The 11,955-nt window shown below is 52.5% G+C and carries 10 protein-coding genes; 2 read left to right on the plus strand and 8 right to left on the minus strand.

The annotated features are described in order from the left end of the window. Positions 1-32: 32 nt before the first annotated feature. The 5 genes from DHN43_RS00920 to dctP all read right to left on the minus strand — a co-directional run bounded on the left by DHN43_RS00920 (position 33) and on the right by dctP (position 5,846). Positions 33-1,403: an alpha-glucosidase/alpha-galactosidase gene (locus tag DHN43_RS00920; RefSeq protein ID WP_108817437.1), complete on the minus strand. Its 1,371-nt coding sequence runs from the start codon at positions 1,401-1,403 to the stop codon at positions 33-35. Positions 1,404-1,624: 221 nt separating this feature from the next. Further along, positions 1,625-3,031 (minus strand): amidase, encoded by a 1,407-nt coding sequence (locus DHN43_RS00925; RefSeq protein WP_108817438.1) that lies wholly within the window; start codon positions 3,029-3,031, stop codon positions 1,625-1,627. 11 nt (positions 3,032-3,042) lie between these two features. Continuing rightward, positions 3,043-4,305 (minus strand): TRAP transporter large permease, encoded by a 1,263-nt coding sequence (locus DHN43_RS00930; RefSeq protein ID WP_108817439.1) that lies wholly within the window; start codon positions 4,303-4,305, stop codon positions 3,043-3,045. Continuing rightward, positions 4,302-4,790 carry a TRAP transporter small permease gene (locus DHN43_RS00935; RefSeq protein WP_108817440.1) on the minus strand — a complete coding sequence of 163 codons (489 nt, stop codon included), beginning with the start codon at positions 4,788-4,790 and terminating at the stop codon, positions 4,302-4,304. The genes DHN43_RS00930 and DHN43_RS00935 overlap by 4 nt, the downstream gene beginning before the upstream one ends. A gap of 57 nt (positions 4,791-4,847) precedes the next feature. Then, positions 4,848-5,846 carry a TRAP transporter substrate-binding protein DctP gene (dctP, locus tag DHN43_RS00940; protein WP_108817441.1) on the minus strand — a complete coding sequence of 333 codons (999 nt, stop codon included), beginning with the start codon at positions 5,844-5,846 and terminating at the stop codon, positions 4,848-4,850. A gap of 133 nt (positions 5,847-5,979) precedes the next feature. On the opposite strand from dctP, the gene DHN43_RS00945 reads away from it, so the two are divergent. Together DHN43_RS00945 and DHN43_RS00950 are read left to right on the plus strand one after the other, a co-directional pair. Beyond that, on the plus strand, positions 5,980-6,648 hold the full coding sequence (locus tag DHN43_RS00945; RefSeq protein ID WP_108817442.1) for a TetR/AcrR family transcriptional regulator: 669 nt from the start codon (positions 5,980-5,982) through the stop codon (positions 6,646-6,648). A gap of 59 nt (positions 6,649-6,707) precedes the next feature. After that, a complete protein-coding gene (locus DHN43_RS00950; protein ID WP_108817443.1) occupies positions 6,708-8,342 on the plus strand; it encodes an AMP-binding protein in 1,635 nt (544 codons plus the stop codon). A gap of 78 nt (positions 8,343-8,420) precedes the next feature. On the opposite strand, the gene DHN43_RS00955 is transcribed toward DHN43_RS00950, so the two are convergent. The 3 genes from DHN43_RS00955 to hydA form a co-directional block, all read right to left on the minus strand. Then, positions 8,421-8,708, minus strand: a complete 288-nt coding sequence (locus DHN43_RS00955; RefSeq protein ID WP_057465313.1) for a DUF1330 domain-containing protein — start codon at positions 8,706-8,708, stop codon at positions 8,421-8,423. Between the two features lie 79 nt (positions 8,709-8,787). Then, positions 8,788-10,287, minus strand: a complete 1,500-nt coding sequence (locus tag DHN43_RS00960) for an NCS1 family nucleobase:cation symporter-1 (protein WP_063288494.1) — start codon at positions 10,285-10,287, stop codon at positions 8,788-8,790. 212 nt (positions 10,288-10,499) lie between these two features. Next, positions 10,500-11,954, minus strand: coding sequence for a dihydropyrimidinase (gene hydA, locus DHN43_RS00965; protein ID WP_108817444.1), 1,455 nt, complete (start codon positions 11,952-11,954; stop codon positions 10,500-10,502). Position 11,955: the final 1 nt, after the last annotated feature.

Genomic DNA, 11,955 nt, shown 5'->3' on the forward strand with positions numbered 1-11,955 from the left:
TCATCGCATTCTTCTAATTGGCAGCGCTCTTGCTATGCAGTTTCAAGCACTTGCTTCTGTGTCCAGGCTGGCAACCAGTCTTTATGCGCTTCCAAAAGCTCGTCCACCATGGCCCAGATTTGGTCCAGATCCAACTCTGCAGCGGTGTGCGGATCAAGCATTGCGGCGTGGTAGATATGCTCGCGCTTCTCCGTCATGAGCGCCTCAACGGTCAGCTCCTGCGGGCCAATGTTTGTACGCATCAGAGCGGCTAATTGTGCTGGCAATTTTCCAATGTGCGTTGGCTGGATGCCGTTGCGATCCACAAGACACGGCACTTCAACTGCGCAATCCTGTGGCAGCGAGGTGATGTAGCTTTTGTTTTGCACGTTGCCGTAGATAACCGCAGGCTCACCAGTCCAGATGGAGTTCATGATGGTTGAGGCGTATTCATGGCTGCGCTCTACTTCAATGCTCTCTGCATTTTTGTAGTCTTCCACCTGAGACTTCCAGCGTTCAATTTGCTCTACACAACGGACCGGGTATTCGTCGAGCGGGATGGAGAACTTCTCCAGCAGGTCCGGGCGATCACGTTTGATAAACCACGGAACATACTCAGCAAAATGCTCTGAGCTCTCTGTTACGAAATGACCAAGACGGGTCAACATCTCGTAGCGCACTACGTTCTGACAGCGTGGGTTCCACGTGGATGGTTTCGGATAGCGGCCTTCACGGTAGCCTTCCATCAGCCTTGGAGTGAGGTCCTCAAAGGTCCCGTCTTCCTTGATCTCTTCCAGATACTGATAGAATGCCATGTGATTGATGCCTGCACATCTAAAGCGGATATTTGCAGGGTCGATATCAAGGTCGTGCGCCAGTTCTTTGACAGTGCCCTGAACAGAGTGACAGAGGCCTACCTGTTTGATTTGTGGGTATTTTTGCGCGATGGCCCAGGTGTTGATCGCCATTGGGTTCACGTATTGAAGCATGACCGCATCCGGGCATACTTTGAGTATATCTTCGCAGATGCTCCAGAGGTGTGGAACGGTGCGCAGGCCGCGCATGATTCCGCCGATGCCGAGGGTATCCGCGATGGTTTGGCGAAGGCCATATTTCTTGGGAATTTCGAAGTCTGTGACCGTGCACGGCTCGAAGCCACCAATCTGGAAAGCAACGACTACAAAGTCAGTAGAATCAAGCGCTTCCATCTGATTGGTGTGCGTTGAAACTGTTGCGCTCACTCCCAGCGTCGAAATCAGTTTACGCGCCACAATCTCAGATTCACCAAGGCGTTCCTCGTTGATATCCATCAGAGCGACATGTGCTCCGGAGAGCGCTGAACGCTGCAGAATATCACCAATGATGTTCTTCATAAACGTGGTGGAACCAGCACCAATAAAGGTGATTTTGGGGTTTCGGGCCATGCTTTTCTCCCATTTTCTGAAGAGCTCGCCAGCACTTCAGATTGCATAGTTCTTGAGGGGATAACCGGACAGCCTTGAGACGAGCGTCTCTGAGCTGTCCTTTGATGAAAAACTATGGATCAGCGCCTCTCTTTTCTTCCTGTTTTCTATTCTAAATTTCCGGAAACCACGGCAATTCTGGCTCTGTTTTGTATTATTGACCTCAAAATCACATGGATTGGCTACGCCATCGCAACTGTTGCCGATGCCAGCTGAGAGGAGATAAACCCTTTATTCTCCAAAACCTTAGCCGTTTTGAAGAGGTGTTCTTCGCCATAACGCGGGCCGATGAGCTGGATACCAATTGGAATACCGCCGTGGGTATCATGAGTGGGGATGCTCATAGCCGGAAGGTCGAAAAAGTTTACAGAGCCGAGGTAGGTGTTTGTTTTTGCTATCTCTTTAAGGCTCTCAATGGATTTGATATCCGCACCTGCCTCAAATGCGTTTTTTGTGCAAACGGGTGAAAGGATTACGGGATATTTGCGTTGAAATTGGTCAATCAGGCGATGGTAGTGCGATCTTGCGGCCAAAGCCTGCGCATAGCTGTGATAGTCCATGGGCGGTACCAATTGCGTGTAGTACTCAAATATTGCCTGTAGTTGCTCTGAGCCAAAACGGTCGATCACGCTCTCCTTCTGGAGTGCGACTTCCGTGATCAAAAGCGATGTGTAGTGTGTGTAGGCTTCTTCGATAAAATCAATGCTGGTGTTATCCACCTTGTATCCCTGCTGCGCCAGTACCTCGCCTGCTTGCTTCAGAGCTTCATTGATTTTCGGGTCAGCATCTGGTGGCGTGATGAGTGCGATGCTGTTTGGGAAGATCTTATCCTCATTCATATCTGGTAGTGACCATGTATCCAGATCGGAATAGCCTTTCATCACATCGTAAGCGAGTTTGAGATCATCAAGCGAGCGTGCGAGTGGTCCTTGTGCTGAGGACAGCTGGATGGTGATTGAGCGTTCTGCAGCTCCGGTGGCATTATAAAACGGTATGCGCCCATGAGAGGGGCGCAAGCCGAGCACACCGCAGCAATAGGCTGGCAGGCGTATGGAACCGCTGAGGTCGGACCCATGGGCGATGTATCCGACGCCAGCTGCCAGTGAGCTCCCAGCTCCACCGCTTGAACCGCCTGGCGTGCGGGATGCATTCCACGGGTTGAGGGTCTGGCCGAACAAGGTGTTGTCCGTATGAAAGCGCCATGACATTTCCGGAGTGTTTGTGCGCCCAATCGGAATTGCTCCTGCCTGTTTCAATCTCTGGACAAGGGGAGCATCCTGCTTAGCAATCAGGCCAGCAAATGCTTTCACGCCGTTGTTTGTGGAGGCACCGGCCTGATCGACGTTTTCTTTGATTGTGACGGGAATGCCGTGGAGTGGACCTAACGGCTCGCCGCGCTGCACCGCCTGGTCTGCCTGCTCTGCTGCCTGACGAGCCTGATCATCAAAGCGGGTGGTGATGGCATTCAGATGCGCGGTTTCATCAATGCGCGTCAGATGCTGCTCTATCACCTCACTGCATGTGATCTGCTTGTCACGGATTGCTTGAGAAACCTCGATTGCCGTCATTTTGAATATATTTTCAATCATTTACGGGTTCCTCAGCTTACAAGAAAGAGTGAGAGATCAGGCAGGAAGGTGACGAGCAGCAGCACGCAGAGCATGATCAGGACAAATGGAATGACTGATCTTGTGACAGTCCAGAAGCTTTCCCTGAACGCCTGAGAAGCAACCACAAGATTGATGCCGACAGGTGGTGTCAGCAGGCCAATCTCCAGATTGATGATCATCATCACACCAAGATGCACTGGATTGATGCCGTAGATTGTTGCCACTGGGAGCAGAATGGGCGCCATAATCAGCAGGGCAGAGATGATCTCCATAAAGAACCCAACCATCAGCAGAAGGATGTTGAGGCCGATCAGGAACATCCATTTTTCTTCGACGTGCGAGGACAGCCATTGTGCCACCAGGCTTGGAACTTGCTCTGTGGTCAGCACCATGTTCAAAGTTGCGGCGATCGCAAGAATTGGGAGCAGGCCGCCGAGCATCTGGGTTGTGTGAATGACAGCATCCCAGAGCTGGGCCAGTGTGAGCTCTTTATAAATGAACAGCTCGACAACGAGCGCATAGGCCAAGGCGATGGCAGCACTTTCTGTGGCTGTGAAGTATCCGGAGTAAATGCCCCCAAGCAGAATGACTGGCATGAGCAGGGACCAAATTCCGTTGGTGATTGCACTGCCTGCTGCGCTCACGTCAAAGCCTGTGCGCGGGATCGTTCTGTTGGCCCAGGCTGAATAGATCGCCAAAGCGATGGTGAGCAAAAGCCCTGGAATGACGCCCGCCAGAAACATGTCAGTGATCGAGGTTTCTGTGACCAGACCGTAGATGATCATGGGAATGCTGGGCGGGATGACGACACCGAGTGTGCCTGCACTCGATAGTGCGCCCAGAGAATAGCTGGTGGAGTACCCCTGCTCTCGCAGTGCCGGGTACAGCACAGACCCAACCGCCAGCAGCGTAACCATGGAGGAGCCCGAGATTGCAGCAAAAAAAGCGCAGGAGAGGATTGTTGCTACGCCGAGACCTCCTGACAAAGATCCAGTCAATGCTTTGAGGACTGTGACGAGCCGCTCCGCAATGGCACCGCGGCTCATGATGGAGCCGCAGAGCAAGAAAACGGGAATGGACAGAAGCGCTTCGCGATCCAGCGCGGCCCAAAAGTCCTCCGCCATGAACATCAGCTCACCATCGCTATACAGAAGCTGTACTGCCCCGCCGAGCACCATCAAGATTACAATGAGGTTCTGCCGCAAGATCAGCATCACCAGAACAGCGAGTGTGAGAAGGAGCGCATAGGTCATGCCGCGTCTGCCTCTTCTGGCTTCAAAGAGGGCAACAGCGCAAAGCCGAAATATCTGAGGGCGTTGGAGCAGAAGGCGTAGGGCATGATGGACTGAAACCACCAGAGCGGCCAATCCACCACGGGCACCAGGAACCCGATTTCATAGGAGGACTGCACGAGCCCAAACGAGACATAACCCGCGAGCAGGAAGAGAGCGCCGCTCAAGACGTCTCCCAGCCGCTGCAGAAGGTTTTGCCACGTTGCCGGTAATAGCTGGTCAGTGATCTTGGGGCGGATGTGGTTGCCGGTGGATGTTGCAAGGCCAAGGCCCAACATGCCAGCAAAAATGGCTGCAAACAGCGCGATCTTGCTGCTGTGCATCAATGAGAGATCAAAAAACTCTCGTGCAACGACATCCGCCAGCATGGCTAACACCACGATAATGTAGGCCAGAGCAGCAAGTGTCGCTTCAAATCGGTACAGCAGCTGGAAAAATCGCTTCATGCAAATTGAAAAGAGCCCTCAAAATGTAGTGGGCTCTTCCTTTCAGGTGTCATGGAATCAAAGCACACAGGCTTTCTTTGCCTCTAGAATCTTAGGCCAGACTTCTTGTGCCTGCCCGCCGATTGAGCTCACCAGTTCCTCACGCAATGGCAGGACGGCTGTTTTCCATTCCTCGCGTTGCTCCGCTGAAAGCTTATGGACGTGCCCGCCCTTTTCCTGAAAACCTGCGAGCATGTCCTTTGCCATGGAGCGGACTTCATCTCGAAGACCCTGGACAGGCACCAGAGCGTTGGTGATGCTATCCTGTTCGTTCTTACTCAACTTTTTCCAAGTGCGCATGCTCATGACCAGTGCTCCGGACTGGTGAAGGTGCGCGGAGAGTGTGAGATGGGGAGCCATCTTGCCCATGCCCATGGCCACGTAGGTCATGGCTGGCAGTGTTCCTCCTTCTACCATGCCGGTTTGCAGTGCAGACGGTGTTTCGGCCAGTGGCAGAACGACACCGTTTGCGCCCATACCCTGCCAGAAGTTGACCGAGTATTTGGCAGGTGCTGCACGCACTTTCACGCCTTTCACATCACCAGGAGCCAGAAATGGCTTTTTGCCGAAGGTATGAATCCAGCCCAACTCATTCCATTGCAGGAACTTGAAACCCTTTTTTTCAAAGAGAGGTTCAAAAACAGGCGTCAGGTGTTTGTCCATTGCGCAATCAATTTGCGCATAGCTGTCCCACAGAAACGGAACACCCATGAGAGCCATTTCCGGGACAACCGTGGAGAATGCCGTCATGGAGCTGCCGAGAATATCTATCCGTCCGCGAATGGCTTTTTGGACCATAACCGGTTCTGTACCGAGTTGACCTGCATGAAATAATTTCGCGCTTATTGCCCCGTCTGAGTTGGCCGATATTTTGCTCGCAATGGCCTCCACATGGTTGACCCAAGGGGTACCTAAAGGCGCACTGGTTGCAATTTTAAGCTCTTTGGCAGCCTGTGCCACGCCCACAAATGCAGTGAATAAAAAGGCCACCCCCAGCAATAATTCGCGTAATTTCATAGTCCCCCCAATATGTTCCCAAATCACACATGCATTCTGCTATTATCAGTGGCCCCAAGCCAAGAGATGTTATAGTTTGGCAACACAATTATCATTATCAAAAACAGAACTTATCGTCTAGTTTGAGTGTAAAATGAAATCTTATAAGCCAAAACAAAAACGAGGCTATGAGGCGGAGCAGAATTTCCTGCAAGCTGCAAAAACGATTTTTGCCAAAGAGGGTGTAGCGCGGGCGCGGGTTTCAGACATTGTTCAACTTGCAGGTTCGTCTACGGGTAATTTCTACTTTCGCTTCAAGAACAAGGAAATGTTGTTCGAGCGCCTTTTTGAGATTTATGAGGAGCATGCTCAAGGCCTTATTCAGGATCTGCAGGATCCCCTCGGCTCGCTTGAGAGTACCATCTACTTTGTGACAGCTCTGAATCACAAGCTGCTGCAGGAGAATGTTGGTCTGTATCGCGCCGCTCATGAGATCTCAGCAAAGGAGCCTGAGACCTGGAAGCGCTTCCAGCAGCTGACCATCATGACAGCAGAGCGTATTCTTGAACTCAGCGCCCCTTACAAGGACCAGATTCCGTTTGAGGACTGGGAGATGCAGGTGCGGCAGACGGTTCAGCTTATTACCGGGTTCACCGCCAATCAGGCCATTCGCAATGCCGGCCCTGCCCGTTTTGGGTCGCAGGCAATGGTTGATATGCTTTTCATGGCAGCTATGGGCTCACTTGGCCTTGCTCCTCCTAGGGATTTTGAAGAGGAAAAAGAAAAAATCCATAAGATATTGAATGATGAACGATATTCCTAAAGCGTAAGCTGAAAGAATATTCTAATATACGCGTATAGGTTTTAATTTTGGGAGGAATTATGACTGATACACTTAGTGCTCCAACCTGGACACCTACTGTATTCACCAAGCCAATTGATGTGAACGGTTACAGGTCTGTGATCGAAATATTTGAAGAGGCCAATGGCCGATTTGCAGACAATGTCGCCTTCACCAATTTTGGCCAGTCACTTACATTTAAAGACGTTGATGAGAAATCTCGCGCAGTTGCTGCCTATTTGCAGAATGAGCTGGGCCTGAAGAAAGGCGACCGCGTCGCCATTATGCTGCCAAATATTCTGGCGTTTCCGGTTCTCATGTTCGGCATATTGCGCGCCGGGCTGGTGCAGGTGAACGTCAACCCTATGTACACACCGCGCGAGCTGAAGCATCAGCTCAACGATGCGGACACCGATACGATCTTTATTTTCTCGGGCTCCAGCCCGACGCTTGCAGAGGTTGTTGCGGATACACCAATCAAAAATGTGGTGATTGCCAATGTAGGTGATGCGTCTGGTATGGACATGCCCTCACCGCCTCCACACGAGATGTTTGCAGACCGCCTGACAGTCTCAGATGTTCTTGAAAAAGGTGAGCAGCTGGACTTCACGCCGCCGCAGATTAATCCGAGTGATCTGATTTACCTGCAGTATACGGGCGGCACCACGGGCCTTTCCAAAGGCGCGGCGCTGAGCCATGGCAATCTGGTTGCCAATATCGCACAGTTTGATGCGGCGACAGACGGGTTTATGCGGGCTGGTGAGGAGATCGTGATTACGGCGCTGCCGCTCTATCATATCTTCGCGTTGATGGTGAATTGCGTGTCATTTTACTGGCTGGGATCCCGCAACGTGCTGATCACCAATCCACGCGATATGCCGGGGTTTGTTGAAGAACTCAAGAAGTGGAAGTTCAGCGTGATCACTGGGGTGAACACGCTTTTCAATGGCCTGCTGCATACCCCGGGCTTTGATGAGCTGGACTTCAGCAACTACAAATTTGCCATGGGCGGCGGATCAGCCATTCAGCGGGCGATTTCGGATAAGTGGAAACAGGTTACCGGTCACCACGTTATTGAAGGATATGGTCTGAGTGAGACCTCGCCGATCCTTTCTGTGAATCCGTTTGATAGCACTGAGTTTACTGAGACCGTTGGCCAGTCCATGCCAAAGACAGAGATCAAGCTGCTGGATGCGGAGGACAATGAAGTTCCGCTTGGCCAGCCGGGTGAGCTTTGTGCACGCGGGCCGCAGATTATGCAGGGATACTGGCGCAAGCCTGAGGCAACTGCTGCGGTGATGACGCCGGACGGGTTCTTCCGTACCGGTGACATTGCGATCATGGACAAGCGCAACAACTTCAAGATTGTCGACCGCAAGAAAGACATGGTGCTTGTGTCTGGCTTCAACGTTTATCCTGCAGAGGTTGAGGCTGTGATAGCTGAGATCAAGGGTGTGGTTGAAGTGGCTGTTGCAGGCACATCTGACGAGCGGACTGGCGAGGCGGTGAAAGCGTTTGTTGTGCGCAACAACGAGGACGTTACGCCAGAAGCCGTGCAGGATTACTGCCACAACGCGATGGCAGCTTATAAGGTGCCGAAATACGTGGAGTTTTTGGAAGAACTTCCGAAGTCTACCGTGGGTAAAATCTTGCGCCGGGAATTGCGAGAGAAATAAGTTTCTCACCAGAAGACATAAAAAGAGCCGCAGTTTGATCGCTGCGGCTTTTTTCGTTTTATCAGATGCAGATGCGCGTTAAGCGCCTTCCACGATGATGATGTTGGCAATGCCAGCGTTTTCACGATGCTTTTTGGCAGCCTGATACTCTTCGCTGTTGTAGCACGCCATCGCGGTTTCCATATCGGCAAACTCGATCACCACGTTGCGGGGATGGTTTGTGCCTTCCAGATCCTCAAACTTGCCGCCGCGGGCCAGAACGTTGGCACTGTACTTTTTGAATGCAGCAGAAGCTCCGTCTGCGTAGAGCTTGTAAGGTTCAGGATCTGTGACTGTGACGTGAGCGACCCAATAGGCTTTTGGCATTTTCTCTTCCTTTGAAACAGGAAGAAGCGGCGCATGATACGCCGCCCCTTCTTCTCGTTATTTAGTGTGTGTTTGCCTGTTACTTGTTCAGGATTTTCGCCAGAATTAGGTAGGCGATACCTGCCACGAACAGACCAACGAACCATGCATAGGTGTAGATGGTTGCGAACAGAGGTGAGGCTGGACCGGAAAGACCGACACCTGCCAGGAAGCCTGGAAGGTTTGGCAGGATACCGATAATCAGCGCGAGCACGCCCGCCCAGTTCCAGCCGTTTGAGCCGGAATAGATGCCGTTGTGCTTGAACAGATCTTCCACATTGAGCTTGGTTTTGCGCAGCAGGTAGTAGTCTGCCAGCATAATTCCTGCAATCGGACCCAGCAGCGCTGAGTATGCAATCAACCAGCCGATGATGTGGTTCACAAGGATCCATGGGAACATCACAAGGCCAATAGCCGCTGTAATGTAACCGCCAGTACGCAGGTTGATGGATTTCGGCGCTAGGTTGGAGAACCCGTGTGCCGGAGCCACAACGTTTGCCGCCAGGTTGGTGGTGAGCGTTGCAACGATGAGTGCGAACAGAGCGATGATAATGCTCATGCCGCCCATTTTCTCAGCCAGGACAATTGGATCCCAGATTGGTTCACCGAAGATCACCACAGTTGCGGAGGTCACCGCAGAGGCGATGAACGCAAACAGCGCCATTGGGATTGGAAGGCCAACAGCCTGCCCCATGAACTGGTCTTTCTGGCTTTTTGCATAGCGCGTAAAGTCAGGAATGTTCAGTGCAAGGGTTGCCCAGAAGCCAACCATGCCTGTGAGGCTTGGCCAGAAGACGGACCAGAACTGGCCTTCTTTAGGCTGACCTTCAGCAAACTGGCTTGGAGTGGAAAGCATTGCGCCGAACCCACCTGCATTGACATAGGCCCATGCCAGCAGTGCCAGACCCATTGCGAGCAAAAATGGTGCTGCATAAGTTTCCAGCCAACGGATGGATTCTGTACCGTTTTTGATGAAGTACAGGTGCAGTGCCCAAAACGCCATGAAACAGGCAAACTGGCCTGCATTGATGCCCAGAATTGGGAGCGGGTCACCGGCCAGTGCTCCACTCATGAGCGTGTTCAGGATCACGTAGATCGCGGAACCGCCAACCCATGTCTGAATACCGAACCAGCCACAAGCCACGATACCACGGGCGACTGCTGGAAATTTTGCACCAGCTGGACCGAAGGACGAGCGCAGCAGAACCGGGAACGGAATACCGTACTTGGTGCCTGCATGGCCGATCAGAACCATTGGAATGAGAACGATTGCGTTGGCAAGCAGGATCGTCATGACCGCCTGATCCCAACTCATGCCTGCGCCAATCAGATAGGACGCGAGCAGATAAGTTGGGATACAGACCACCATACCGACCCAGAGCGCGGAGATGGAAACCCAGTTCCATGTACGAGCTACAGCAGCGGTTGGCAGCTGATCTTCGTTGTAAAGATCACCGTCGATTCCGACGAGTTCCTGATGGATAATACCAAACTCGTCTGGGACGACATTCCCGGTTGAGCCTAGAGTTGAATCCGACATCGAGTAATTCCCCCTCAGATTAAAAGCAGCAGATCCCCTCTAAAAATACTACTGCGTTTAATGACCAGTCCGCGCACCCCACGCGGACCTGATGGCATATCGCAGTGCTCTGAAGCTCCGCGACATGCTCTAAATTGTTGCTTTCAGGCGCATCTTGTTCCGAAAGCCAGTGCCCTCTTTTCGGAGATGCGCCTTTTGCTCTGTGTGCAGGCTTATACGCCTGCTGGCATCAATTCTGGCCGGCGCTCAACTTTGCGCGGCGCTGTGATTTCCTTCCACTTGGACAGAGCGGCGCCGACCGGAGCATTTGGCTCGCGACCAACGAATTCACCGTGACCTGGTTCGGTTTTAACCGTGCTTTCCTCAATCGCGACCTTGCCGCGGGTGAGTGTGAAGCGTGGCAGACCGACCACTTCCCTGCCTTCGAACACGTTGTATTCGACGCAGGACTGCTGATTTGCAGCAGTGATTGTTTTTGAGCGGTTAGGATCCCAAACAACAATGTCGGCATCCGCCCCTTCAAGAATTGCACCTTTTTTAGGATACATATTCAGGATCTTGGCGATATTGGTGGAAGTGACAGCTACGAACTCGTTCATGGTCAGGCGGCCTGTGCGCACGCCGGTTGACCAGAGCATTGGCATGCGGTCTTCCAAACCGCCTGTACCGTTCGGGATCTTGGTAAAGTCGCCAACACCAAAGCGTTTCTGCTCCAATGTGAAGGCACAATGGTCAGTTGCGACCACCTGCAATGAGCCGGACTGCAAACCTGCCCAAAGGCTATCCTGATGCTGTTTGTTGCGGAACGGAGGCGACATGACGCGCTGTGCGGCGTGGTCCCAGTTCGGGTTGGCGTACTCGCTGTCATCCAGTGTCAGGTGCTGAATGAGCGGCTCCCCGTAAACGCGCATGCCTTTTTGGCGGGCGCGGCGAATGGCTTCATGGGCCTGCTCACAGCTTGTATGCACGATGTAGAGCGGCACACCAGCCATATCTGCGATCATGATTGCACGGTTGGCTGCTTCACCCTCCACTTCCGGCGGGCGAGAATAAGAATGCGCTTCCGGACCGTTGTTGCCTTCTGCCAGCAGTTTTTGCTGCATGGTGGCGACCACATCACCGTTTTCAGCATGGACAAGCGGCATCGCACCAAGCGCGGCACACCGCTGGAAGGATGCGAACATTTCGTCATCATCCACCATCAAAGCGCCTTTGTAGGCCATGAAGTGCTTGAAGGTGTTGATGCCACGATCAACCACTTCCTGCATTTCATTGAAGACCTGCTCACCCCACCATGTAACAGCCATGTGGTAGGAGTAATCAGAGCATGCTGCGCCGGATTTTTGCTGCCAGATGGCAAGCGCTTCCATCATGGACTGGCCGGGGGATGGCAGACAGAAATCCACCACCATGGTTGTGCCGCCAGCAAGGCCAGCTCTTGTTCCGATCTCGAAGTTGTCTGCAGAATGCGTTCCCATGAACGGCATTTCCAGATGCACGTGCGGGTCAATCCCGCCCGGCATAACATAACAGCCGGTGGCATCCAGCGTTTCATCACCAGAAAGGTTCTCACCGATTTCGATGATCTGGCCACCGTCAACCAGCACATCAGACTTGTAGGTTCTATCGGCAGTTACAATCGTGCCGCCTTTGATAACTTTAGACATA

This window comes from Pseudovibrio sp. Alg231-02, assembly GCF_900143565.1.
GTDB lineage: Bacteria > Pseudomonadota > Alphaproteobacteria > Rhizobiales > Stappiaceae > Pseudovibrio.

Bases quoted from the DNA above. Each gene is read 5' to 3' on its own strand.
- hydA (WP_108817444.1), bottom strand. From the start codon at position 11,954: ATGTCTAAAGTTATCAAAGGCGGCACGATTGTAACTGCCGATAGAACC.
- DHN43_RS00950 (WP_108817443.1), top strand. From the start codon at position 6,708: ATGACTGATACACTTAGTGCTCCAACCTGGACACCTACTGTATTCACC.
- dctP (WP_108817441.1), bottom strand. From the start codon at position 5,846: ATGAAATTACGCGAATTATTGCTGGGGGTGGCCTTTTTATTCACTGCA.
- DHN43_RS00955 (WP_057465313.1), bottom strand. From the start codon at position 8,708: ATGCCAAAAGCCTATTGGGTCGCTCACGTCACAGTCACAGATCCTGAA.
- DHN43_RS00920 (WP_108817437.1), bottom strand. From the start codon at position 1,403: ATGGCCCGAAACCCCAAAATCACCTTTATTGGTGCTGGTTCCACCACG.
- DHN43_RS00960 (WP_063288494.1), bottom strand. From the start codon at position 10,287: ATGTCGGATTCAACTCTAGGCTCAACCGGGAATGTCGTCCCAGACGAG.
- DHN43_RS00925 (WP_108817438.1), bottom strand. From the start codon at position 3,031: ATGATTGAAAATATATTCAAAATGACGGCAATCGAGGTTTCTCAAGCA.
- DHN43_RS00930 (WP_108817439.1), bottom strand. From the start codon at position 4,305: ATGACCTATGCGCTCCTTCTCACACTCGCTGTTCTGGTGATGCTGATC.
- DHN43_RS00945 (WP_108817442.1), top strand. From the start codon at position 5,980: ATGAAATCTTATAAGCCAAAACAAAAACGAGGCTATGAGGCGGAGCAG.
- DHN43_RS00935 (WP_108817440.1), bottom strand. From the start codon at position 4,790: ATGAAGCGATTTTTCCAGCTGCTGTACCGATTTGAAGCGACACTTGCT.